Origin of the sequence: Acetivibrio sp. (assembly GCF_035371925.1) — a bacterium.
Lineage (GTDB): Bacteria > Bacillota > Clostridia > Acetivibrionales > Acetivibrionaceae > Hungateiclostridium.
Window position 1 is genome coordinate 1 of record NZ_DAORXT010000007.1, and the last position, 25,614, is coordinate 25,614.

15 protein-coding genes, 2 tRNA genes and 1 other annotated feature are annotated in these 25,614 nt (G+C 39.8%); of the genes, 9 read left to right on the forward strand and 8 right to left on the reverse strand.

Features of this window, described 5'->3' with window-relative positions; translation table 11 throughout:
• Nucleotides 1-539 precede the first annotated feature (539 nt).
• Nucleotides 540-914, forward strand: a complete 375-nt coding sequence (locus tag PLH43_RS01900) for a PH domain-containing protein (protein ID WP_324359504.1) — start codon at nucleotides 540-542, stop codon at nucleotides 912-914.
• A gap of 8 nt (nucleotides 915-922) precedes the next feature.
• Here the strand turns inward: PLH43_RS01900 and PLH43_RS01905 are convergent, their stop codons facing one another.
• The 4 genes from PLH43_RS01905 to PLH43_RS01920 form a co-directional block, all read right to left on the reverse strand.
• A complete protein-coding gene (locus PLH43_RS01905; RefSeq protein WP_324359506.1) occupies nucleotides 923-4,168 on the reverse strand; it encodes a DEAD/DEAH box helicase in 3,246 nt (1,081 codons plus the stop codon).
• 152 nt (nucleotides 4,169-4,320) lie between these two features.
• Entirely contained in the window at nucleotides 4,321-6,129 is a 1,809-nt protein-coding gene (pepF, locus tag PLH43_RS01910) for an oligoendopeptidase F (protein ID WP_324359508.1), read from the reverse strand.
• 42 nt (nucleotides 6,130-6,171) lie between these two features.
• Nucleotides 6,172-6,528: a nucleotide pyrophosphohydrolase gene (locus tag PLH43_RS01915; RefSeq protein ID WP_324359510.1), complete on the reverse strand. Its 357-nt coding sequence runs from the start codon at nucleotides 6,526-6,528 to the stop codon at nucleotides 6,172-6,174.
• 209 nt (nucleotides 6,529-6,737) lie between these two features.
• Nucleotides 6,738-9,860, reverse strand: a complete 3,123-nt coding sequence (locus PLH43_RS01920; RefSeq protein ID WP_324359512.1) for a fibronectin type III domain-containing protein — start codon at nucleotides 9,858-9,860, stop codon at nucleotides 6,738-6,740.
• A 191-nt stretch (nucleotides 9,861-10,051) separates the two neighbouring features.
• Between PLH43_RS01920 and PLH43_RS01925 the strand changes: the two genes are divergently transcribed.
• The 4 genes from PLH43_RS01925 (at nucleotide 10,052) to PLH43_RS01940 (ending at nucleotide 11,651) form a co-directional block, all read left to right on the forward strand.
• Nucleotides 10,052-10,128 (forward strand) — tRNA-Arg (locus PLH43_RS01925).
• Nucleotides 10,129-10,384: 256 nt separating this feature from the next.
• On the forward strand, nucleotides 10,385-10,867 hold the full coding sequence (gene tadA, locus PLH43_RS01930) for a tRNA adenosine(34) deaminase TadA (RefSeq protein ID WP_324359514.1): 483 nt from the start codon (nucleotides 10,385-10,387) through the stop codon (nucleotides 10,865-10,867).
• An 84-nt stretch (nucleotides 10,868-10,951) separates the two neighbouring features.
• Nucleotides 10,952-11,042 (forward strand) — tRNA-Ser (locus PLH43_RS01935).
• Between the two features lie 69 nt (nucleotides 11,043-11,111).
• The gene (locus tag PLH43_RS01940; RefSeq protein WP_324359516.1) at nucleotides 11,112-11,651 is read left to right on the forward strand and encodes a hypothetical protein; all 540 of its coding nucleotides are present in this window, start codon (nucleotides 11,112-11,114) and stop codon (nucleotides 11,649-11,651) included.
• 211 nt (nucleotides 11,652-11,862) lie between these two features.
• Nucleotides 11,863-12,129 (forward strand) — a binding site (T-box leader).
• Between the two features lie 123 nt (nucleotides 12,130-12,252).
• Here PLH43_RS01940 and PLH43_RS01945 read toward each other — a convergent pair.
• A complete protein-coding gene (locus tag PLH43_RS01945; protein ID WP_324359518.1) occupies nucleotides 12,253-12,906 on the reverse strand; it encodes an RloB domain-containing protein in 654 nt (217 codons plus the stop codon).
• 4 nt (nucleotides 12,907-12,910) lie between these two features.
• On the reverse strand, nucleotides 12,911-14,233 hold the full coding sequence (locus PLH43_RS01950) for an ATP-binding protein (protein WP_324359520.1): 1,323 nt from the start codon (nucleotides 14,231-14,233) through the stop codon (nucleotides 12,911-12,913).
• A 268-nt stretch (nucleotides 14,234-14,501) separates the two neighbouring features.
• Between PLH43_RS01950 and PLH43_RS01955 the strand changes: the two genes are divergently transcribed.
• Entirely contained in the window at nucleotides 14,502-15,098 is a 597-nt protein-coding gene (locus tag PLH43_RS01955) for a cupin domain-containing protein (RefSeq protein WP_324359522.1), read from the forward strand.
• On the opposite strand, the gene PLH43_RS01960 is transcribed toward PLH43_RS01955, so the two are convergent.
• Nucleotides 15,099-16,331 (reverse strand): 3D domain-containing protein, encoded by a 1,233-nt coding sequence (locus PLH43_RS01960; protein WP_324359524.1) that lies wholly within the window; start codon nucleotides 16,329-16,331, stop codon nucleotides 15,099-15,101.
• A 182-nt stretch (nucleotides 16,332-16,513) separates the two neighbouring features.
• Here PLH43_RS01960 and PLH43_RS01965 point away from each other — a divergent pair, with 182 nt between their 5' ends.
• Entirely contained in the window at nucleotides 16,514-17,326 is an 813-nt protein-coding gene (locus tag PLH43_RS01965) for a hypothetical protein (RefSeq protein WP_324359526.1), read from the forward strand.
• On the opposite strand, the gene PLH43_RS01970 is transcribed toward PLH43_RS01965, so the two are convergent.
• Nucleotides 17,327-18,355 carry a LacI family DNA-binding transcriptional regulator gene (locus PLH43_RS01970; RefSeq protein ID WP_324359528.1) on the reverse strand — a complete coding sequence of 343 codons (1,029 nt, stop codon included), beginning with the start codon at nucleotides 18,353-18,355 and terminating at the stop codon, nucleotides 17,327-17,329.
• A gap of 474 nt (nucleotides 18,356-18,829) precedes the next feature.
• Here PLH43_RS01970 and PLH43_RS01975 point away from each other — a divergent pair, with 474 nt between their 5' ends.
• Together PLH43_RS01975 and PLH43_RS01980 are read left to right on the forward strand one after the other, a co-directional pair.
• Complete coding sequence (locus PLH43_RS01975) at nucleotides 18,830-21,742, forward strand: LamG-like jellyroll fold domain-containing protein (RefSeq protein WP_324359530.1); 2,913 nt, start codon at nucleotides 18,830-18,832, stop codon at nucleotides 21,740-21,742.
• Between the two features lie 446 nt (nucleotides 21,743-22,188).
• Nucleotides 22,189-25,470, forward strand: coding sequence for an S-layer homology domain-containing protein (locus PLH43_RS01980; protein ID WP_324359532.1), 3,282 nt, complete (start codon nucleotides 22,189-22,191; stop codon nucleotides 25,468-25,470).
• Nucleotides 25,471-25,614: the final 144 nt, after the last annotated feature.

Below are 25,614 nucleotides of genomic sequence, written 5' to 3' on the forward strand. Positions count from 1 at the left end.
AATCTAACTTAGAAAAGCTGAAAAATTGTCTTGACAATGGGGGGCATTATACAACACCATTGGTCTTCCTTCAGCTTTTTACTTTCGTTACTGCCTGACAGTATTTTTAGATTGCTGTCAGAGAGTTTAAAAAGAATTTTTTCCTGATTATCGATTATTGTATATAACGAGTATAAAATTACATAATAGACTATTGTCCAGAAAAGTATAAAAACGGCAGAGAACCAATCTATTAAGAAAAAACAAAGTATGGTAAAAATAATACCAAGTACCAACCCGATTTTAGCAAAAACATTAAGAAAATTTTTTATCATAAACAGACCCCCCCTTTTTAAAGTAAATAATATAATTATATGTAGATTACCAAAGAAAATCAAATATTTATAAGTTGTGGTATAAATTTTTAATAGTAGACAACCTGAACTTAAAGCTGTTTACCAAATACAGAGATTTATCTATGCTGTAATGATATTCAAAGTATATTTTGGTACAATAATGAATATAATTTCAAAATAACAAAAGAAAAGGAGTTTGGAAAAATGGCGGATATGAGCAACATTTTAACATGGACGTTGGTATCGGAATGCCCTATTCCAAAGGATGTCAGCGAGTTGTTGGTTGAAGGGGAAGTGCCGGTAGCGGCGTATAAAACCTTCCGCGACAGTGCGATTTTTACTGACAGAAGACTTATTGTAAGGGATGCTCAAGGGCTTACAGGGAAAAAGGTGGAAATATATTCCTTGCCCTATTCGTCCATTGTCATGTGGTCTACTGAAAATGCAGGCAATTTCTTAGATTTTAATGCCGAGGTTGAATTGTGGACCAAAGCCGGTCATATCAAAATAAACTTACAGAGAGGTGTGGACATTAGAAAGTTTGACCGATTAATTGCCAACGCACTTTTAAAAGATTAAAAGAGGATTTACAGCTCAAACAGCTCTAAGATTTCGCTTTCGGACATTTTGGAAAGAAGGGTTTCACCCGGCTGTATAACAGAATCAATCATTTCCTTTTTCTTTTGCTGAAGCTCAAATATTTTATCCTCTATCGTTCCCTGGGTAATGAGCTTCATTACCTGGACAACATTCTTTTGACCTATTCTGTGGGCACGGTCGGAGGCTTGGTCCTCAACAGCGGGATTCCACCATGGGTCAAAATGGATTACCATGTCGGCGCCGGTGAGATTTAAGCCTGTTCCTCCCGCCTTTAATGAGATGAGAAACAGTTTTCTTGCACCCTGGTTAAAGGACTTGACCATTTCCACACGGTCTTCGGCCTTGGTTGAGCCGTCCAAATAGAAATACTCAACACTTTTTTGGTCAAGAAACTGCTTTATAATTTCCAGCATACTTGTAAACTGCGAGAAGAGCAAAATTCTGTGGCCGCTGTCAAAGGCATCTGTCATTATTTCCTCTAGCACTTGGATTTTACCGCTTTCTCCGCTGTAATTTTCAATAAAAAGGGACGGATGGCAGCATATTTGGCGAAGCCTTGTCAAAAGGGCTAGAATTTTTATTTGACTTTTTTCGAACCCGTTGGTTTGAAGCTCTATAGCGACTTCTGACTTTGCTTTTTTAAGATATGCCAGGTAAATTTTCTTTTGATTCTCGGTCATTTCACAGACTATTTTAGTTTCGATTTTCTCGGGCAGGTCCTTTAACACATCTTTTTTAAGCCTTCGGAGAATAAAAGGACGTATATGCCTTCCGAGCTCATTCAAAGCGTTTTGGTCGGAATATTTTGTAATTGGGGTCTCAAACTTTTTTAAAAATTTGCTGTGGGATAAAAGATACCCCGGCATAACAAAGTCAAAAATCGACCAAAGCTCCGTGATGGAGTTTTCAATAGGCGTGCCTGTCAGGGCAAAGTTCATTCCCGAATTTATTTGCTTTGCAGTTTTGGCGTTGAGGGTATTTGGATTTTTAATGTGCTGGGCCTCATCAAGAAAGCAGTATTGGAATTTAATTTCCTTGTAAAGGTCAATATCCCTTCTAAGTAGAGGATATGAAGTTACCACAATATCCACATCTTTTATTTTCTCAAACTTCTCATGCCGCTCGGAAATAGACCCGGAAATAACCAGGGTTTTGAGCTCCGGGGCGAATTTTTTGACTTCTTCCTGCCAGTTGTATACAAGGGAAGTGGGTGCGACAACAAGGGAAGGAGCTTCTGCCTTGTCCTTTTCCGACAGTATAAATGCTATAACCTGAAGGGTCTTGCCCAATCCCATGTCATCGGCCAAAATCCCGGACAATCCGTAATACGCAAGGGTCTTTAACCATTTGTAACCGACTTTCTGATAATCCCTTAGGATGTTTTTTAGTTTTTCAGGGATCTCAAAATCCATATCCCCGGGTTCCTTTATGTTTTGAACCATGTGTTTAAAATCCAGGCTTCGCTCAATTCCGTTCATATTGGATTCGCGCAAAAGACTGTCAATATATATTGCCCTATACTTGGGAAGCTCTATAATCTTTTTGGAGAGATCCTTCTCTTTAATATCGAGCTGCTCAACCAAATTACTCATGCTTATAAGTTCCGGCAAGTCAAGGGGCAGGAAAGACCCATCCTTTAGCCTGTAATATTTCTTTTTTTCTTTTATGGAAGAAAAGATATGCTCAAGCTCACTGCTGTCAATATCTTCATAATCAAAAGAGAATTCCAGCATGTTTGAATCTTGACTAAGCCGGATTCCACCGGAAAAGCCGGGGGGAAATCTTACGCTGATGCTTTTAAAGGCATCGGAATAATACACTTCCGCCAATTCCTGAAGCCGGGTTAGACCATTTCTCAAAAACTCAAATAATTTGCTTTCATCCGTCAGGTAGATTGTGTTCTTATCCACAATAAACTCTGCTGTTTCAAAAATTTCTATAATTTTCCTCTCTGATTCCATGTCCCTTACAACTATTTTGTCCGGGTCGTTAATATAATTTTGACCGGAGAAGGGATTTACAACGGATTGGCCGTAGTGGAAATTGATAACGGCTGAAATTCCTTCCTTGTACTTGTCAAAATATATCTTTGAGACAAGCTTTTCTTTAACAAGCTTCTCTTCTATTCCCTTGTCCATGGAAACCTTGCCGATTTTATGGACATGGGGAAGGACTTCGGAAATAAATCTTTCTGTCTGATTCGCCGGAAAAGGCAGGGTGTCTGTTTTGCCGCCCAAAAATTTGGAAATTAAAGGAATATAGCATTTTTGCTGTTTTTCGGAGGGGCGGTATATTTTGCCGTTATAATAAAAGTAAATACCTTTTTCTGTGAGAGATACAAACTCCCAGGATGATTTTAAATTAAGCAGAAGTCTATTGTTTCTGTGGGACAGAGAAAAATTCAGGGGCAGGTCCTCCTCAGTTATTGACACAAGCTTTTCTCCGTTATTTAGTACTTTTGCGATAAAATTTCTGTTTTTTAAAGCCTCAAATACTCTTAGCAAGTATGGCGTCGACAGAAGCACCTTTTTACCCACAAACACACTGGAGGTTGTCTGGTAAGTATATTTGAATCTTTGTTCTAAAAGCCGCTCGTTTTCGTATATTTCCATAAGGATATCGATAATTTTTTGGTCCTCTTTAGAGAATGTATGCTTTTCAGGGTCGAAGGTGAAATTTTTGCCAAACTCTAAAGGTGTGTTTGCGGATATATGGGCTAAAAATTCCTTCATATTCTTTACAATGTACAATCTATCGGTGCCGAGTCTAAGCTCAAGGGAGGACATGTGGCTGTTAAAATAGTCCCGGTTAAATTCGTAAGTTATCTCAAGATGGACTTCTTGCTTCGGATTTTCATCCAAAAAGCTTTCAAAGAAGGCAAAAACATCTTCATAGGTATTATTGCGCTGCCTTGCGGGATTTATATATTTATATTTGAGAAGTTCACCCTGAGCCATTTTCATTACTGCCACAATATGCTTGCATGCACCCGAATAATTGTAGTAGGCCGGACATGTACATTCATAGTCTTGTATATCGCCTTTATTATCAAAATATATTGAGACATCATAGTCCTCGGAGCCTCTTACAATGGCATTGATTATCAGTTTATCACTGTCGAATTCGAAATGCCTCACCCGGTGATTGAGATTGTATAACAAGCCTTTTTTATAGGCTTCACTGCTGGATGCATGGTAAAATATTGTTTTGTCCTGAATCTGTAGCATGTCCATGTGCAAACACCTCTGGAAAACAGCTGTGGCTTAGGTTAATTCTAGTATATAACAATTTGTGGACAAATAAAATACAAAAACAAATAAAAATTAACAAAGCCTGGCAAATAGAAATATTACGAACTCAAAACAAAGGGACAACTCGCGATACACTACTCTATCAGTGCTTCAAGCTCTGTAAGGATTTTCCCAAATACATCCAACGCATCTTGCACCGGTTTCGGTGTGGAAAGGTCAACTCCGGCAATTTTGAGAAGCTCTAGAGGATAATCGGAGCTTCCGCTTTTTAAGAACTGGATGTATCTATCCACCGCAGGCTTTCCTTCTTTCAGTATCATATTGGATATGGCGGTTGCGGATGAAAAGCCGGTGGCGTATTTGTAAACGTAGAAACTGGTGTAAAAATGGGGAATTCTTGCCCATTCTATGGATATTTCCTCATCCACATTTACTTCGGGTTCAAAATACTTTTTATTGAGGTCGCGATAAATACTGCACAATATTTCCGATGTCAACGGTTCTCCGTTTTTATGCTTTAAGTGTACTATTTTTTCAAATTCGGCAAACATAACCTGCCTGTAGATGGTACCCCGGAACTGCTCGAGGTAATGATTTAAAAGATAGGCTTTTTCCCTTCTGTCTTCCGTTTTGTCAAGAAGATAATTCATAAGCAGGGACTCGTTCACCGTTGATGCCACTTCCGCAACGAAGATTTTGTATTCCGAATAAACATAGGGCTGCGTTTTATTGGTGTAATAAGAGTGGAGTGCATGCCCCATTTCGTGAGCTATGGTAAACACGTCGTTTATCGTACCCTGGTAGTTTAAAAGGACATACGGGTGTGTTGTATAAGCTCCCCATGAATATGCGCCGCTGGTTTTACCCTGGTTTTCGTACACATCTATCCAGCCCTTTGAAAAGCCTTCCTTAAGGTATGAGATATATTCTTCCCCTAAAGGCTTAAGCCCGGACTCCACCATTTTTACGGCTTCTTCATAAGGAATGTTTTTTTGAGTTTCTTCAACGATTGGAACATACAGGTCGTACATATGAAGTTCATCAAGCTTTAAAGCTTTTTTTCTAAGTTTCAAATACCTTTGCAGAAGATGAAGGTTTTTATTAACCGTTTCAATTAAGTTGTCATATACATCCACATTTATGTTGTCGGCATCCAGGGAAGCCTCAAGGGATGAATTGTATTTGGCGGCTGTTGCATAAAATTTGGAGGCCTTGATATTTCCGACAAGTGAAGATGCAAGGGTGTTTTTGAATTTGCCGTAAGTACTGTAAAGTGCATGGAATGCATCTTTGCGGACTCTCCTGTCCTTGCTTTCAAGGAATTTGACATACCTGCCCTTGGTAAGCTCCACTTCTTCTCCGTCTTCATCCTTTATAAAAGGAAATTTTATGTCTGCGTTGTTGAACATGGTGAAGATTTCCCTTGGAGAGCCGGCCATTTCCGAGGCAAGGGCCAGCAATTCCTCTTCCTTTTCCGATAAAACGTGCTCTTTTTGCCTTAAAATCTCGCGAAAGAACTGGCGGTACAGCTGAAGACCCTTGTTTTCTTCAATATAGCTGTTTAATTTCTCCTCAGGGATGGAGATTATTTCAGGTACAATAAAAGATATGGCGGCATAGGCTTCGGTGGTAAGGGCAGATGCTCTGTCCGACAGGCTCTGATATGTAGAATCTGCGTTGTCTTCGTCTTTCTTCATCCTGGCATATACAAAGACTCTGTCATTTACGGACATTAGTTCGTTGCTGAGCTTCAAACATTCTAAGAGAGTGTTTGAATCCTTGCTCAAAGTACCTTTGAATTTAACTATTTGGGATATATATTTTTTAACCTTGTCAAAATCTTTCTCCCAATCGTCAATACTCTGATATATATCTTCAAGCTTCCATTTGTATTTACTGTCTATTTCATCTCTTTTGGGAAGTGCTTTTTTCAATTCCGGCATACAAAACAGCCTCCTTTAGCTTTATATATTATAATGTTATGCTTACAAATCATTGTATTTGTTGCTTTTTCCCCGGCACTTGCCGACAGGATACTTTAGCCCGTTCTTTTTTACTTTGTCAAGAATTGCTTTGTTGAGGTCAATACCAAGGTCGTGGGATAAAAGCAACAGGTATGATGCAATATCGGCAATTTCGTCTTTTACATCCTCAAATTTTGATGAAGAAAGATACTCTTTTGCTTCATCATCGGTTTTCCATTGGAAATGCTCCATAAGCTCTGCCGCTTCTATTGCGATGGAAACGGCCAGGTTTTTCGGAGTATGAAACTTGCTCCAATCGCGTTCTGCTCTGAATTTTAGCAGTGCATCCATGGCGGCATTAAGATTTAAGCTGTCCATTATACCAAAAAGTCCCCCTTCTGCAAGAAAAGGAATTGGATTTGTATATTTTTTACTTTGGATTACTATACCATTATAACCCAACAGTTTGTATTTTCCAAGGTTAATATTTACGAAAAAGCAGAGTTTTATTACAAAAAAAGCGCCTTTCCCGGAAGAAAGGTGCAAAAAAATGGGTTCATTTATATATAGGAGAGTGTATGAAAGTATCATAATTTGCTTAGAGCTTTATATAGCATTACTGCGGCTTCAGCCCTTGTGGCATAATCCTTCGGACAAAGCATGGAGCTGCTTTTGCCGGCAATAATTCCTTCACCGTTTAATATGGCCATACTCTGAACAGCATAGAGGGATATCTGATTTTTATCGGAATATTTGTCCAAAAGAGAGTCGTTGTGGTTTGGCAGTGGCTTTCCTATGATTTTAAAGGTTTTTGCCAAAATTACCGCCATGTCCTCCCTTTTTATGGTGTCATCGGGATAAAAGTAGTTGTTGCCCATTCCCGAAACAATGCCCATGTTTTGCGCAATCATCACATTTCTGTAATACCAGTGGTTGGGCTTTACATCGGCGAAAGTACCTGTAGGTGTTTTGTCCAATTGAAAGGCATTTACTACAAGGGTTATAAACTCTGCACGGGTTATACGGTCATTGGGTGCGAATATTCCCTGTTTTTCCGATTTTCCGTGTATAATGCCTCTTGCTGCAAGATTCTCTATGGCTCCTTTTGCCCAAGGAACGGAATCCAAATCGTTAAAGGTCTTGGAAGATGGTGTTTTAACCGTTCCAATATTGGTGTAATCGGTATATATGTTTTTATCATAGGCTCTTACTCTATAGTAATAAGTGGTGTTGGCATAGAGCTGATTATCTGTAAATTTGCTCACATTCCTGCCTACTCGTGCAATTTCGGCGAAATCCCCATTGTTTGATTTTCTCTCAATAGCGAAGCCTTCTTCATTGTCGGAGTTATCCTTCCACTCCAGTACAACTTGATTTGAAGAAGTAGCCTTTACCACCAGGTTTGCCGGTGCGGACAGGGATTTCATATGCACTTGGATTTCCTCGCTGTATACTTCAAAACGGTAAGCTGACTTTTCTGCGACTACTCTAAAATAGTAAATGGTATCCGGTTTTAATTCTTTAATTGTGCAGCTGGTAGTGTTTTTTGAGAGTGAAGTAACTTTTTTCCAACTTTCGCTGGTTGCTTCTTTCATTTCCACCCTGAATCCGGACTCATCTTCAGTCATATCGGTCCAGCTTAAGATTATTTCGGTATTTGATATAATGGAAGCCTTTAGGTTTTCGGGCGGTTTGAAGCTTATACCGTCGACAAAGGATTCATTTGAATACTCCGATGAATTGTAGCTGTTTACAGCTTTGATTCTGTATGTGTATCCCGTTTCCGTGTCTGTGTCGTAATCATACCATACGGTCTTATCTCCATCCTGCTTTCCGATTTCTATAAATTTACCGTTTCCTGTTTTTCGCTCAATTATAATTTCCGCATCATACCAATACTCATTTTTCCACGAAAGTTTCACAAATCCTGAGGTAGTCCATGCCGATGTCAAATTGTTCGGAGTTTCCAAATAAGTGTAGGCACCGATGCCGTTTTCAGGGTAGGGTTTGGAGTAGATTCTGGTGTCAAGATTTGTTCTTACCCTGTAAAAATACTGAGTATTGGGATAAAGGTCCGTATCTCTGTAACTTGTGTAACCTGCCGGCAGAGTGGTTATCATTTCCCAGGTGCCTTTGTCTCCGGCTTTCCTTTCAATGACGGTACTGTAGCTTCCTGAGTCTGCATATTCCCAGCCAAGCTCAATCTCAGTGGAAGATACCGATGTAACGCTTAGAGCCCCGGGAGGAGCCTTCAAAGCGGATGTTGTACAGGTAACTTCATTGCTGTATGCCGAAGCATCCCCTGCCGAGTTAAAGGACATGACCCTGTAGGTATAAGTAGATTGGGCATTTACACTGCTGTCGGAATAAGAAGTGGTATTTGCCGGCAAAGTTGCAATCGGAACGAACCCACCTGAGTCTGTTTTTCTTTCAACTCTAAAGCCCGATTCATTGCTGGAGGAATCCTTCCAGTTCAAAGTTATTCGGGTAGTGGATGTAATCTCCAGTCTTAGGTTTGATGCCGCAGACGGCCGCCCTGTGTATATGGAATACACGGGAGATGAAGCCGAGTTGCCGTTTTGGTCGTAAGCGGTTACTCTATAATAATAGTACTTGTTTGGCAAGATTCCCTCTGTATCCGAATAAGTTGTTATATTGCTGTCAAGAACGGCTATTGTATAGTAGCTTCCCGAATCAATTCTTTTTTCTACTTTAAGACTATAGATACCTTTTGAAGGAAGGCTCCAGCTTATGTCAATTCTTCCCGAATCGACCGGCACGCATTGAAGATTTGAAGGTGCCAAAAGCCTTGCCACGGGCTTTGATATATTACTGAAACCTTTATATTTTTCATTGTCAATACTCAGCCTGTACCTGTATGTTCCGTCGCTGCTGATGGTGTCGGTGGTACTGGTGCTGTTTTGCGGCAAACCGGTTTTTATTGTTGTCCACGAATCCCATCTCTTTTTATCTTCGAGGTATTTTGCTCTTTCAAGTTTGAATTCATGAATGTTGGAATGCGGCTGCCAGGAAATAGTTACTGTACTGTTTTTTATTGACGCCTCTATAACTGGAGGAGCTATGGGCTTTATTGTAACAGGAGCGGAAGGTGTGGAAAAGTGCCCGTTTCCGTCTGTTGACATAATCGTGTATTGTGACTCGACGCCGTAAGTCAGGTTTGGGTCAACGAAACTTACAGAAGTATTTTTGCCGGAAACTTCGGCAATTTGCCCGTATCCGGACTTCTCTACTATGGTGGCGTCGGTTGCAAGGGAATTGTTTACCCATGTCAGCGTAACTTCATTGGTATTAATATCCAAATACGAGGAAACAATGGAAGGAGCTTTCATTTGCAATGTGGTAACCGTGCTGTTGGCTGATTTGATAGCCTTCCCGTCGGGGGCCACAGCGGTTACGGTATAGTTGTACGAGGTTTGGGGCTTTAGTCCCGTGTCCTGAAAGCTCAAATAGTTTCTTGCAATGTCAACATCTATATTGGTAATATGTGCATCATTTCTGGCAATGCTGTAATAAACGGCATTTGTTACAGAAGTCCAGTTGAGATTTATCTGAGTATCGGAGTTAAAATCTGCAGGAGCGGCATTAAGATTGAAATCAGCCAATGCAACGTCTCTTAGGCAAAAAGTTGTTATTAAAATAATAAGGACGAAAATGATTGATTTTTTGAAGGAATCTATAATCAATTTCATGGTTACCCTCCCTTGTGAGATAAAAGAAGATAGATAGACTATCAAAGTTTGTATCGAATAATTTTGAAACAAAGTTAACGAGTTTTTAATGGCATTATATTTAAATTGATTTTGGGAAAAAATACTCTTGAAATATTTGTGCTTTTTTAGTATACTATTAATCGTCCATTTTGGATATAATTATGTTATATGTGCCCATAGCTCAGCAGGATAGAGCGTCGGTTTCCTAAACCGCAGGCCGGGGGTTCGAATCCCTTTGGGCACACCAGAAAAGCCGTTAACCTTTTAGGTTGGCGGCTTTTGTTGTAATTCTTCCAAATAAGGCCAAAATCTGTGGCTGATTGGCCTTAGGACAGGTCAAGAAAATTATATGTGCATAAATTCAGGTTTTATTAAATCTGGATGGATGGCCTAACAAACAATGGGTTTGACATTATGCGTTTTATTAGTTATAATTTTATTCGCAACGTTTGGTTGATATTTTGTTTTATTTTTGATTTGATAATTGGAGGCTTGGACGCAAGTTGGAGTTTGAAGAAGGCTCACAGCATTGGTTTATGATGGAGGCCTTGAAGGAAGCTTATAAGGCATACGGCAAGGACGAGACTCCCATTGGGGCGGTGATAGTCAGAGACGGCAAAATAATTGCCCGGGGACATAATGAAAAGGAACTCACCAATGACCCCACCAATCATGCTGAGATAGCCGTAATTAAGGAAGCATGCGCAAAGCTTGGTACTTGGAGACTCAACGACTGTGATTTGTATGTTACATTGGAGCCTTGTACAATGTGTGCCGGTGCGATTATACAGGCCAGAATTGGCAGGCTTTTTATAGGGACTGTCGACCCTAAAGCGGGAGCAGTCGGCTCGGTAATAGATGTGATGAGAGTTGACGCTTTTAATCATAAGGTTGAAGTGACCTACGGAATATTGCAGGAAGAATGCTCCAAGATTTTGAGGGATTTTTTCAAGGAGCTTAGAAAGAGAAAGTTAAATAAAAAATAGAAAAATAACATTTTTCAGTTGATTTTATACAGTTTTTCGGGTATTATTAAAATCTGAGTGAATAATATTTAAATGAAAATATATGGAGACGTATCGAAGTGGTCATAACGAGCCTGACTCGAAATCAGGTTGTCGCGCAAGCGGCACGTGAGTTCGAATCTCACCGTCTCCGCCACGAGCCTGTTTGCGGTAAATATCCGTAGACAGGTTCTTCATTTTGCATGTATTGTCGCGGGAGGTAAAAATGAGCGCATTTACGTACATTGCTTCCAATAATCCTCTTCCGGAGGTGAAAAACCCGCATTATAAGACACTATCCATAAATGAAGCTTTATCCATGGGGATTGAGGTTCCCGATTTTTTGCTGGATTCGGGCTGTGATAGGGATAAACCTGATGTTATATTGTGGTCGGATATCGAAATTAAGATTGATACAGAGACTGGAACCGTGGACGATGGCGGGTTTGATGATGATTTTGCCATTCTAAAGCTTAGCAATACCGCAGAAGATGTCTATACTGAGAAAAAATACTGTGCTTATCTTGAATGGAACTTAACAAGAGGACGTTCCCAAAAAGTAATTGATTATATCAGAGAACAGCTAGAATATACAGATGAGATAGAAATTTGGCGCATTTGGATGGGAAGCGGAGAGAAGCCTCTCATCAAAAAACGCACTGTTTTCATAGATGCACTTACCCCCAATGAACTGATGTGGTTGGAGGAAGCGGATATATTATCCGAGCCCCCTACTCAGTACTGTATTATTGTGAAAAAATTATAAAGTGTACAATTGCTTTTGGTTAGAACCAACTTTACCGGTTGTTATCGCTGAGTATTAATATTGTATACTATTATCGTAAACCATTGATTGTAAGTATATATTATGATAAAATATACATATGACTTGCGGAAAGTCGCATTTGTACAAAAATATGAATAAAAAAGCCGGATTTATCCCATATCCTATTAAACGGGAATATGTACAACAAAATACTGATGCAATGAAGAGAAGAGTAGGTTATTGATGTCTTTTACAGAGAACTCCGGTAAGCTGAGAAGGAGTAAAGAATAGATAACTGAAGATGGTCTCGGAGCTTTCGCACCGAATCCTTTCAGGGTTTAGACTGCGACGGGTGCGCCCGTTATAGTGCCGGAGTATAATCAGGGTTCATTTATCCTGATGTACTTGCTGAGGTTGGTGCTGCGAAGCATCAATGAACCGGGGTGGTACGACGAAGTATTATGCTCTCGTCCCCAGGATTGTATCCTGGAGATGAGAGCTTTTTTAATGAACATTTTGCTTAGGTGAATATTTTTAATCCCAATCAATAGGAAAGGAAGAATATATTTGTTATGAAATAAAATATAGTAATGCTTTTGTTTCAAAGCAGATTACATGTCTTTAGAATTTTTTCTATAGACTCCCAGACGGAAAGTGAAGGGTTTTCTTTGTAAAACTTATAGCCTTTATACGAATGTAAAATGTATCTGTTTTCATGATTGCGCTTCATAATACCTTTTGCTCTTTGGATTGCATTTCGGACATGTTCTAGTGTTAGTTGTCCGAGGATGCGTTTAAAGTTGTCTTCTTTTTTATAGTGATCTAAATTTTGAAAATGCTCACCGTAGACTCGGTTAATGAGTTCAAGATATTGACCGCGGTGAGACAGTGTGGAGTTGCAATCAGCTTTATGGAGAATTATCCAAAGATCGAATGTAAAATTGCTGTAACCTAGGTGATACTTGATATTTTTTCCTGAATTTTCAGCTGCTTTCATTTGCTCCAATGTAGCCATAAATTGCCGTTGGTAAGTGTCTTCGTTACTTTCGTAGTCAAATATGTGGGTTATATCTGTTTTACTTACCACAGCTAGTTGCTTTATCCGGCTAAGAGGATTTTTCTCAATTTTGCAGTTAAATTTAACGGTATATTTTGTTGCAGGTTCTGCATTAATTATGCGCTGAAGCCATTCTAAATACAATTGTTCCGTCTGCCCTTCAACGGTAAAGTAAAAAGTTCTATTTTCTTTGCGCATGAAATTACACCTCACTTTCATGCGAGATTAATTCTCGGAAAATAGGTGTGAAATCCACATCTTTAATTGCACCGTATCGATCTATAAAGTAGTTCTTCATGTAATCTTCGTTTTTGCGAACTCCGGATTTTCCTGCTGTTCCAAAATCGGAAAGAGAATAATGAGAGCTAAAATAAGTTTCTTCATCGCGTTCTACAAATTTTATTTCATCTCGCCGATACAAATTAGAATTTAAAAAAATAGGGTTGTGAGTATTAAAAATCAACTGTGCGTTATGAATGTTAATTTCATTATTATGAAAAATGTTAATAATATTCATCAAGGCCATAGGATGGATAGAAGCATCGAATTCATCTACTACTAACGTACAACCATTTTTGAGCGCAATGGCTAGTAGAGGAAACAAATTTATAAATCGTATAGTTCCGTAAGATTCAAAAAGCTCAGCAGGAACAGCTGCATTTTTTTCGGCATTATTAAAAAGAGATAATAACGTTGCTTCATTATTTTCGTCATTTACTAAATATCCAAGAGCATTTGAGTTGATGCCGAAACAGGATGCGGCTTCATTCAAAGTCTTTTCGATATATACTGATTTTTTTCTCGGATCGCTAAACTTTCTTATAAGGCGCATAGAGTTTGATTGATAAATTATCATGAATTTATTACTGAGCCAATCACTGATTAGCGCAACTAATTTAGAACTAAATATATTCTTAAATCCATTCATCAAGAAAAGTTCTTCATCGTTCAAATTGTTTTTTGCTAAAGCAATTGCACTTTCGGCATTTTCTTCAAAAGCGTTAATAAGGAAATCTTGAATAGGCTTTAAAGAATAAAATTCCAATTTGGGATTTCTCGAAAAAATAACGGTATTGTTAACGGTCAATGTTTCGGATAATATTTTACGAGGATAATCAGTCTCTAAAAACTTTCCCAAATCAGCCATAAAAGAGTATTCCACCAATATGCCGTTTGTTGTAAATTTAATTGAAAAAAGCACAGGTTCAGAATTCACATTAGTACTGTTCGGAATTAATTCCAAAGCAGAAGCTGCTGCATTGGGGTAACTTTTGTCATCGTTATTGCGGATGTTTCCACGCAATACAATGGACTTGAAGGTATCCATTGCGCCAATAATATTAGTTTTTCCGGAGGCGTTAGGACCATAAATAACAGCTGAGCATAATCCTTTATATTCATTTTTACCTATTTTTTCATTTAGAATACTGTAATCAAGTCCCGTTTGCTTGGGAGCCGGTACAAGAGAAAATACAAGTTCATCTTTAAAAGACTTATAATTTTTTGCTCTGAATTCTAATAACATGTAACTTCCTCCATTCTGCGGAAAATACGCAAAATCGTATTAATATTATATGTTATATACTGCTCAAATGTCAATTTGCTTATTCGCATTTTGCGGAATTTGTGCAAAATCAATTCGCAATTAGATTATTTATCTATGTTCAACCTCCCTTAATATACTCTACTATTACATATTATTTCTGTGGGAGGTCTGTTTCTTATGAATTAAGTCACATCTTCATAATTTAAATCATAGAATGGTACCATGAAACCGGAAAGGGATGGGTAGTATGTATAATACAAACAGTAAGTGGCCATATCCTTGCTTTATGAATGCACCGTTGTATACTTCGCAAAATATGTATAGCGATAAAGTATACCAGTGCCCCTATTTTCCGAGTATACCAATATATGGCTTAAGTCCATACAATCAATTTCCGCCTCAGTATATTCCTTATACGGAACAGGGCAAGGGCTGTGTTCCGCTTAATTTGAAGGACTATGGCCCCGAACCTTTTGTAATCAATATTGAAGAGGCAGCAAAGCAAAACGATAATTTTCGTACAGCTTTGTGGACCGGAAACCATTTGCAGCTTACATTAATGAGTATCAATGTTGGGGAGGACATCGGTCTGGAAATGCATCCCGATGTTGACCAATTCCTACGCATTGAAGAGGGCCGGGGAATTGTTAAAATGGGTGACAGCAAAAACAATCTGAATTTCCAGAGAAAGGTATATGAGGACTATATAATTATCATACCGGCAGGAAAATGGCACAATCTAATAAACACCGGCGACAAACCGATAAAATTGTATTCCATCTATGCACCGCCGAATCATCCCCACGGAACGGTTCATCCCACTAAAAAAGATGCCGGTGAGTAGTCAATTCAATATGTACACATACACTTTTCGTACTCCAAATTTCATGGCGGATTCATTTACAATGGATTCGCCAGGTTTGTCTTCACCGAAAAATATATCGATTTTGCTGCCCTTTATAAGGGAACCGGTGTCTTCCGCGATATAAACTCCGTTTAAATTGCTGTATTCTTCAGGAAATACTATATACATTTCGCTTCCTAAGGGAATTACCGTGGGGTCAACGGCAACTGTTCTTCCAACCTTGGCTCTTGTACCGGTATAGGTAATTCCGTATTCCGGATGGTCCCGGGTTTTGCCGCAACTTTCATAGGAAAGGTCATAGGCTGTGGCTGTAAGATACAGTACTTTTTTGTGCTTCGGAACATTCTTGTGAAGTCCCGGAGAGTATCCCAGACCGGACAGGATGGCATTTTTTGAGTAAAGGTCAACTGGCTCATCGGAGCTAGTGAAAATGCTGATGCCGGAAGGGGAAGGGCTTGACTCAACGTTACTTGACTGTGTGGTGCCGGTGTTTTTTGCCATCTTTCCAAATAGTGCAATACAAGATAAAGTAATAATCAATACCGACACTGTTGCGGCAATTACGGCCTTTTTGATGCCGGAAATAACTTTTATATTGCCGGTTTCGTGTGTATCGGGTATATCACTTGCGGCCGTAAGTTCAGCGGTAGGCTCACTTGAAACGGAAATTTCTTCGGTTGCTTTTGCGCAAGGTTCGGGATCATTTTCTGCTACAGGTTCTATGGAATTGTCATGTTCTTGAGATTCGCCTTTGGCATCGGTTATTGAATTATTCACCGGCTCATTTACTTCAGAGGGGATTTCTGTAGGACCGATTAACTTTAGAGTGTAATCTTTGACGACATCCTGTATGTAAGGTTTATCCAGTATATTTCCGCACCATTGGGAGACCTCGTTTATAAAGTTACTTTCTTTAAAACCGCTGCCCAAGCATGCCTGATAAATGTCATTGGCATTAATTGCGAAAGGGAGCTTTTTTACTGTATCTCTAAAGAGGGTCTTTGTTATTTCATCTCTATAGGCTAAGCTAAATGAGGATATGTTTTTATTAATTATTCTATTTACTGCATCTGCAAAGATTGCAGCTCTTTTTTGCTGGGAATGGTTTGGATAATGGGCCGAAATATAGCTCTTTATATCCAATACATTCTTTTGACTAAGGATCTCACGGTTTTTCAGCTCTTCCAACACTAAATTTATGTTAATTTCCACCAATAGCCCCCCAAGAATAACAGGTTAAAACATTGCCGACACATATATAATATCGAATTTATCAGATTTATTGAATATATAAAAAGTTTGATAAAAATTTGATAAATAGAAATTTAATTATTGACTTGAGAAAAAAAACCGTTTAATATGTATAATCATATTTTGTCTATTAGGAGAGGTTTATGAGGTTTGTTACGTTTGATCCTTTTCGTGCATTGGGTATCCCCGGTGTTACATATATAAAACCTGAGTTGATTTTCGCAAAAAAAGACATGATTAAAGAGGCAGATTGGATTCTTTTTCCCGAGTACTGGCAGGTAAATCTTCTTCATTATGTGTGGAAGAAAAATATTTTTCCCAGCATCAACACCTATCACTTAGGACATGACAAAGTTGAGATGACAAGAGCCTTGCAGGCATTTGCGCCGGAACACCTTCCATATACGCTTATTGCCCCTTCCGATACCGAGACAGACATCATAATGGAGCAATTCGATTTTCCCTTCGTTGCAAAAGAGGTGCGAAATTCCATGGGGAAGGGTGTTCATCTTATTTCGAATTCCAAAGATTTGAAAGATTACATCGACAAAAATGAGGTTTTATACTTTCAGGAGTATTTGCCTATAGACAGAGACATAAGGCTTGTTGTGATAGGCAAGAAAGTGGTGTTTGCGTATTGGAGAGTTGGACAGGAAGGAAGCTTTAAAAATAATGTGGCTCAGGGAGGAAGCATTGATTTTTCTCCTGTTCCGAGGAAAGCAATTGATTTAGTGGAGGATGTGGCTTCAAAGCTTGGTATTGATTACGCGGGATTTGATGTGGCCATGGTGGGTGAGCACCCTTATTTCTTTGAATTTAATGTGATGTTTGGAAATCAGGCTATAGTTCAGGCTAAGGTTCCTGTTGTAAAATATATTTTGGATTATGTGAACGAAAAAAATTCTCCCCAACCGCCCAAGCCATTGGCTCCGGCTCCGGCACCGAAAGCGTCCTAATCAACCTATTTGTTTTACCGACTGTCTTTCGATAAGGGTGACGGGCAACAATATTTTTTCGTCCATACATTCTTTGCCGTTCATTCTTTCAATAAGCTTTTTAACTGCGCGCTCTCCCATTGCTTCTTTGTAAATGTGCATTGTTGTCAATTCGGGAGAAACACTTTTTGATGATTCTATATCATCAAATCCGATAATTGATATATCGTCAGGAACGGATATACCCATAGCCGAAAATGCTTTGTAGAGAGATATTGCCTCTAAGTCATTGCAGCAAAAAATGGCTGTAGGGAGCTTAGGAATTTTTTTCAACTCATCGACAACTTTGTCAACTCCGTCATGAAGCAGCGTTGACATATTTTTGTCGATGACGGAAAAAGAATTATTTACCGGAATGTTGTATCGTACATGGGCTTTAAGGTATCCCATGTATCTGTCGAAAAAACTTGGAGATACGAATACATCTCCAAAAAATCCGATATTCTTGTGTCCTGATTTGATTAAATATTCGGTGGCAATATAACCGCCCGAAAGATTGTCGGTAAGCACATAGCTGGCTCTTATATCGTCAAAAAAGTCATCTACTATTACAAGAGGGAGGTTAAGCCCAACAATGGAATTTAAGGTTTTTCTGGAGATACGTCCGAGAGTTACTATTCCGGAGACAATACCGTCCCTTATGCAAACCGGAGTCTCAAATTCTTTGTTGTCATCAAAACAGTAGAGTATGGTATTAAGACCGTTTCTCTTGCCTTCGGACTCTATACCGTATTGAATAAATGAAAAAAACCCTACGGAGTTTTTGGTATCGTTTGAGAGCATAAGACAAATACTCTCTGTTTTTGAATCGGAGCTGACATTTTTCTTGTTGGATTTTTTATATTTATAGCCATATTTTTCAGCTGTCCGAAGAATCTCATTTCTGGTTTTTTCACTTACCCCGGGCATATTTCTAAGAGCCAGAGAAACAGTATTTTTTGTAATGCCCAGCTGTTTTGCAATAAATTCCATTGTGACTTTCTTTGCCATTTTATCCTCCAAAAAACACTTTAATCAGTTATATTATAAAGATTTTAGTGCACTTTTTCAATCTGTGCCTTAAAATAATCTGCTTTTGATTGGATGTATATAGAATTAAAGGTAAACCGTAGCATGGAATTCATAACTATTGTATTGAAACGGTATTTATTGTATAATTAAAATGTAGGCTTTTTTTGGTTATCTCACAATAATTCTTTTTACAGACAGATCATATTTTTATATTTTTTCCTCAAGAGTCTTTAGAATGCAATGACTGCATTAAAATTTTTAGTTATATTTCAGACAGAAAAAACGAAATACTGTAGAAAACATATGAATTGAGGATGGAGCTAATTTGGAATATCTGCTTTCGCTAGTTTGGGGAAATGAAGTTGTTGACTGGATTTAGTGGTATTTAAAGGAACAAGTGTTTTAGTGCCATGAAATGCATGTTACAAGAAAACGGTATGGAGGCAGATGAAAATGAAAAGAATAAGTGAAAAGACTTTGAACCCGAATAAGTCTATAATTTCCATTATAATGATAACAACATTTTTGTTCGTTTATAACATTGCAATGCTTTATACCGGAATAGGGAGAGGGACATTCTATACGGTGAATGCGGAGGAACCTCCCTTAGAACTTCAGTTTTATAACAATGAAAAGGGAAATAATGTAGAATATATAGGACCAATTTTTCGTATTAAAAATGTTAGCTCATCTGAAATTGATCTAAAGGATGTGAAAATTAGGTATTATTTTACGCTGGACAGTTTGGACAGCGAAGAAACCGCGAATTATTTTTGCTATTATTTTTCAAAACCTGGATATGAAAATTTATATAATACAGAAAATCCAATTGAAGATACAACCGGTGCATTTTATAAAATGAGTGTACCAACTGATACTGCAGACCATTATCTTGAGATTAGATTTAGAGATGATATCGGAACTATAGAGCCAAATGCCCAGGTCGAAATACATTCAAAGATCCAGAAGACTAAAACCAAAAAGTTTATGCAAACTAATGACTATTCTTATAACGACTCTGCCACAAGTTTTCAGCCATGGGATAAAGTAACTGTATACATAAATGATCTGCTGGTTTCGGGAATTGAGCCTAATATGTATGCCAGCAGGGAAACCGGTGCGTGGTATATGTTTGATGATACCGTCAAAGGTTTGCCCGACCAATCAAAGGACTATAGAGGCAATTATGGCAATGCGGTACTAAACGGGGGAGCTAGTATTGCGCCTGGGAGAAATGAATATGGAAAAGGTGTGTCTTTAGACGGTGTGGATGATTTTGTCACGCTTCCTGAGGAAATACCCGGGTCTTTATATAATTTTACCGTGTCTGCCTGGGTGAAGCTTGATAGTGTGGGTAATGTGCAGACAATATTTGATTTTAGCAGAAATAGCGATAAATATATGCGTTTTTCTGTCAAAAATGATGGAAAAGTAGAGTTTGCAATGACAGAGGGTGGACCATACCTTGAAGAGAGCGTTGCCTCAGATTTGGCTCTATTTGCGGGTGCTTGGAGGCATGTGGCAGTGACCTTAGCCGGTAAGACAGGGATTTTGTATATCGATGGGGTGGAGGTTGGGAGGAAAAATGACTTTTCCTTTATGCCTTTAACATTACTGGGTAGTACAGCAGACAATTATATCGGTAAGTCCCATGAATCGGATGCATATTTTGGCGGGATGATAGATGATTTTCAGATTTTTGACAGGGCATTAAGTGCTGATGAGATCAAGACCCTTGCAGGCAGTGTGACGAGAGTAAATAATTCGGATTCGGGGATAGTTTACAGCAGCGGATGGAATCATAGCCAGGGAAGGGATAAAGGTGACTACTCGGATGACGTTCATGAGTTTATTTCACCGGATGGAGATGACTATTTTGAGTATACATTTACCGGAATAGGAGTAAATTTTATAGCTTCTCAATATGATGGCAACAGTGATGCAGAGATATATATTGACGGGGTATTTATAAAGACGGTATCTATGGGAGGGTCTTCCGACTATAACCCTCAGAGTGTAGTTTGCAGTATACTTGGACTGGTATCGGGAACCCATACAATTAAAGTTGTATTCAAGAGCGGTACATGGGGAATTATTGATGCTCTGGATATAATTTCGGAGGCTACAGAGGTGCCGACGCCAACGCCGGAACCAAGCCCAAGCCCGAGCCCTACACCGGAACCGAGTCCGACGCCGAGTCCTAGTCCAAGTCCGAGCCCTACACCGGAACCGAGTCCGACGCCGAGTCCTAGTCCAAGTCCAAGCCCAAGTCCAAGCCCAACACCAATGCTTACACCTGCAGCTACACCAGCACCGGCGCCGGCACCGGGACCAATATTGACACCGACGCCAACGCCAGAGATGAGTCCAACACCGGAACCGACACCGATTTCAACACCAACTCCGACGCCTGAGGTGGAAAGTGATCCGTATCTTTCCGACCTTATAGTGACAGGAGCAGAGCTTAAACCTGCATTTAATCCGGATACACCATATTACGAAGCAGCGGTGGAGAACGATACTCGCTTTGTGTGCGTTATTGCCTATGCATCGGATGATGACGCTGCAATTACTTTAAATGGTGCTTCTATTAAAAGCGGAAGCATATCCCACGCTGTTGGGCTTAAAGAAGGTAAAAACGAACTGGTTGTCAAGGTTGATGCAAAGGACGGAAAAACATCAAAGACATACCGCATAAATATCTACGTTGAGTCATTGCAATTGCCTGCACCAACTCCCGACAAAAGCGGCAATCCGTTTTTCTCATCACTGGAGGACCTGCTTAAAGAAAATGAGCTTACTTCAAATGAGACAAAGGGTGAAATTTTTGATGATGTGCCCCGGGGCTACTGGGCGGAAGAATATATTCGCAAGCTTTTTGACAGAGGAATTGTAAAAGGGCTTAATGAATCAAGCTTTATGCCCGGAAGGCCGATTACCAGAGCGGAATTTACACAGATAATTGTTAATTCCTTAAAAATTCCATACAGGGAAGGGGAAGTACACTTTAGCGACGTGGCTGAAAAAGACTGGTATTATAAGAGTGTATCTTCTGCTGCAGCCTTTGGCATAATTGTTGGAAGGCCTGACGGAAGTTTTGCTCCAAATGAATCCATAACCAGACAGGATATGGCAGTGGTTATTGCGAAGTTTTTGGAGAAAAATCAGGGTGAAAATGCAAAGGGGCTGGGAGAAACCTTGGATTTTGCCGACAGGAGCAATATCTCCGGATATGCTTTGGATTCAGTGGCTGCTGTGGTATCTCAAGGGTTGATGGTTGGAAAGCCCGGCAATATGTTTGACCCCAAGGGCCTTACCACGAGAGCGGAAGCCGTAACGGTTATTTGCAAACTGCTAAACTGTTAGAAAATATACGATTGCGGTTTATATAGTCCATAGATATAATGTACAGTCATAGATAAAGAATAATTATGTTAATAAACTTCTAATAAGGACTTATTTACATAACTTATTTATTGTATAATTAAAATATAGACTTCTTTTAGTTATCTCAAAGCAATTCTTTTTACTGACAGAGCATACTCTTACTTTTTTTTCTTTATATGCCTCAAAAATACAATAATTGTATAAAAGGTTTTAGTAATATTTCAGACAAAAAGAAACGAAATATTAATTGAATACTGTAAAAAATATAACGCTTGGAAATTAAAGATAGGGCTGATTTGCAAAATCTGCCTTCAATAGTTTAAGAAATAGAAGCTATTAATCGGGTTTAGGAATATTGAATGCAAAATAATGCTTTACTTCCAAGTAATGTATAATGAAAGAAAGCCGTATGGAGGCAGATTAATATGATAAAAACAGGTGAAAAGACTTTAAAACCAAATAAGTCTATAATTTCCTTTATAGTAATAACAACAATTTTGTTCGTTTATAATACAGGAATGCTTTTTACCGGAGTGGGGAGAGGAACATTCTATAAGGTGAATGCGGAGGAATCACCGCTAAAGGTCGAGTTCTATAGCAGTAACAGGGGAGAAGATGTAACTTTTATATCACCAAATTTTCGTATTACCAACGTAGGTTCATCTGAAATCAATTTGAAGGATGTGAAGATTAGATATTATTATACGCTGGATAGCTTGGAAAGCGAAGAAGTTCAGACTTACGAGCTTAATACTTCGCAAAAGAGCGATGTAGGCGATATAAGAGGAATTACAACCGGTACTTTTGTTAAGATGAGTATACCGACTGATACGGCCGATTATTATTTTGAGATTGGATTTAACGATCCTGCAATGACTATACAGCCGAATCAATCGGTTACAGTGGGAGTACGCATTACTAAGCAGAAAAGTACTCAAAATGTGCAAACAAATGACTATTCTTATAATGGTTCTGCCGAGAATTACGCACTGTGGGATAAAGTAACTGTATATATAGGTGATCAGTTGGTTTCAGGACTTGAACCGAACATGTATGCAAGCAGGGAAACCGGCGCGTGGTATATGTTTGATAACACTGTAAAAGATTATAGAGGAAATTATGGCAATGCGGTACTAAACTCGGGGGCTGCTATTGCACCGGGGAGAAACGGAAATGGCTTGTCTTTGGACGGAGTTGATGATTTTGCTACTCTTCCCGCAGAAATAGCCAGCTCTTTATATAACTTTACCATAGCTGCATGGGTAAAGGTTGATGCTATAGGTAATGTGCAGACAATATTTGATTTTAGCAAAGAAAATGACAAATATATGCGTTTTGCTGTCAATGATGATGGGAAGATTAAATTTGCAATAACTGAGTCCGGCGAAGGCCAGGCTAAAGAAGTTGTGTCCGATACAGAATTGCCTGTAGGTATTTGGAAACATGTGGCGGTAGTTTTGGCCGGAAGTACAGGATTTTTGTATATTGATGGAGTCGAGGCTGGCAGAAACAGCAACATTACCCTTAAACCTTCAAATCTGCTGGGTAATATGGCAAGTAACTATATTGGAAAAACTCGTCAGTCGAATTCATACTTTGGCGGGATGATAGATGATTTCCAGATTTTTAACAGGGCATTGAGTGTTGATGAAATTAAGGCTCTTACAGGCACTGTAACAAGGGTAAACGATTCGGAATCGGGAATAGTTTACAGCGGTGGATGGAATTATAGCTCGGGAAGGGGTAAAGGTGACTACTTGGATGACGTTCATGAGTTTAATTCACCGGATGGAGATGATTATTTCGAGTATACATTTAACGGAGTCGGAGTAAATTTCATAGCTTCTCAATATAACGGCAACGGTAATGCAGAGATATATATTGACGGAGTGCTTATGAGGACGGTATCTATGGAAGGGTTTTCAGAGTATAACCCTCAGAGCGTAGTTTACAGTAAACTTGGTCTGGCACCAGGAACCCACACAATAAAAGTTGTATTCAAGAACGGTACGCGGGGAATTATTGATGCCCTGGATATAATTTCAAACACTGCAGGGGGGCCGACACCAGCGCCTGCACCGACGCCAACACCGGAACCGAGCCCAACACCGACACCAACACCCGAACCGAGTCCGACGCCGAGCCCAACACCGACACCAACACCGGAACCGAGCCCGACACCGAGTCCAACACCAAGCCCGACGCCGAGCCCAACACCGACACCAACACCCGAACCGAGTCCGATGCCAAGCCCAACACCGACACCAACACCGGAACCGAGTCCGACGCCGAGCCCAACACCAAGCCCAACACCAAGCCCGACGCCGACACCAACACCGGAACCGAGCCCGACACCGAGCCCAACACCAAGTCCAACACCAAGCCCGACGCCGACACCAACACCGGAACCGAGCCCAACACCAAGTCCAACACCAAGCCCAACACCAAGCCCGACGCCGAGCCCAACACCAAGTCCGACACCGAGTCCGACGCCAAGCCCAACACCAAGTCCAACACCAAGTCCGACACCGAGTCCGAGCCCAAGCCCGACGCCGAGCCCGACACCGACACCCGAACCGAGTTCGACACCAACACCAACGTCTGCGCCTGAGCCGAGTCAGACACCGACATCTACACCAGCACCAGCACCACCGCCGGCACCGGGACCAATATCGACACCGGCACTAACACCAGAGCCAAGTCCAACACCGGAACCGACACCGAGTCCAACACCAACTCCAACCCCTGAGGAGGAAAGAGAGGCATATCTTTCCGACCTTATAGTGACAGGAGCAGAGCTTAGACCGGGATTTAATCCGGATATACAGTATTACGAAGCAACGGTGGAGAACGATATCCGCTTTGTATGTGTTATTGCCTATGCATCGGATGATGACGCTGCAATTACTTTAAATGGTGTTTCTATTAAAAACGGAAGCATATCCCACACTGTTGGACTTAAAGAAGGTAAAAACGAACTGGTTGTCAAGGTTTATGCAAAGGACGGAAAAACCGCAAAGGCATACCGCATAAATATCTACATTGAGGCATTGCAATTGCCTACACCAACTCCAACTCCCGACAAAAGCGGCAATCCGTTTTTCTCATCACTGGGGGAACTGCTTAAAGAAAATGAGCTTACTTCAAATGAGACAAAGGGTGAAATTTTTGATGATGTGCCCCGGGGCTACTGGGCGGAAGAATATATTCGCAAGCTTTTTGACAGAGGAATTGTAAAAGGGCTTAATGAATCAAGCTTTATGCCCGGAAGGCCGATTACCAGAGCGGAATTTACACAGATAATTGTTAATTCCTTAAAAATTCCATACAGGGAAGGGGAAGTACACTTTAGCGACGTGGCTGAAAAAGACTGGTATTATAAGAGTGTATCTTCTGCTGCAGCCTTTGGCATAATTGTTGGAAGGCCTGACGGAAGTTTTGCTCCAAATGAATCCATAACCAGACAGGATATGGCAGTGGTTATTGCGAAGTTTTTGGAGAAAAATCAGGGTGAAAATGCAAAGGGGCTGGGAGAAACCTTGGATTTTGCCGACAGGAGCAATATCTCCGGATATGCTTTGGATTCAGTGGCTGCTGTGGTATCTCAAGGGTTGATGGTTGGAAAGCCCGGCAATATGTTTGACCCCAAGGGCCTTACTACAAGAGCGGAAGCCGTAACGGTTATTTGCAAACTGCTAAACTATTAGAAAAGGTATGATGGCGGTTTTTATATAAAGTAAAAGAGCTGTATAAAGTTATAGAAATTATATAAAGTAACAGATATAAAATTTATGTCAACAAGCCTCCTATGAAGATTTATTTGCATATTATGCAATATGCAAATATCTTTT

Coding starts and splice junctions, on each gene's coding strand:
- PLH43_RS01900 (WP_324359504.1), top strand. CDS start 540: ATGGCGGATATGAGCAACATTTTAACATGGACGTTGGTATCGGAATGC.
- PLH43_RS01905 (WP_324359506.1), bottom strand. CDS start 4,168: ATGGACATGCTACAGATTCAGGACAAAACAATATTTTACCATGCATCC.
- pepF (WP_324359508.1), bottom strand. CDS start 6,129: ATGCCGGAATTGAAAAAAGCACTTCCCAAAAGAGATGAAATAGACAGT.
- PLH43_RS01915 (WP_324359510.1), bottom strand. CDS start 6,528: ATGGACAGCTTAAATCTTAATGCCGCCATGGATGCACTGCTAAAATTC.
- PLH43_RS01920 (WP_324359512.1), bottom strand. CDS start 9,860: ATGAAATTGATTATAGATTCCTTCAAAAAATCAATCATTTTCGTCCTT.
- PLH43_RS01940 (WP_324359516.1), top strand. CDS start 11,112: ATGAGCGCATTTACGTACATTGCTTCCAATAATCCTCTTCCGGAGGTG.
- PLH43_RS01945 (WP_324359518.1), bottom strand. CDS start 12,906: ATGCGCAAAGAAAATAGAACTTTTTACTTTACCGTTGAAGGGCAGACG.
- PLH43_RS01950 (WP_324359520.1), bottom strand. CDS start 14,233: ATGTTATTAGAATTCAGAGCAAAAAATTATAAGTCTTTTAAAGATGAA.
- PLH43_RS01955 (WP_324359522.1), top strand. CDS start 14,502: ATGTATAATACAAACAGTAAGTGGCCATATCCTTGCTTTATGAATGCA.
- PLH43_RS01965 (WP_324359526.1), top strand. CDS start 16,514: ATGAGGTTTGTTACGTTTGATCCTTTTCGTGCATTGGGTATCCCCGGT.
- PLH43_RS01970 (WP_324359528.1), bottom strand. CDS start 18,355: ATGGCAAAGAAAGTCACAATGGAATTTATTGCAAAACAGCTGGGCATT.
- PLH43_RS01975 (WP_324359530.1), top strand. CDS start 18,830: ATGAAAAGAATAAGTGAAAAGACTTTGAACCCGAATAAGTCTATAATT.
- PLH43_RS01980 (WP_324359532.1), top strand. CDS start 22,189: ATGATAAAAACAGGTGAAAAGACTTTAAAACCAAATAAGTCTATAATT.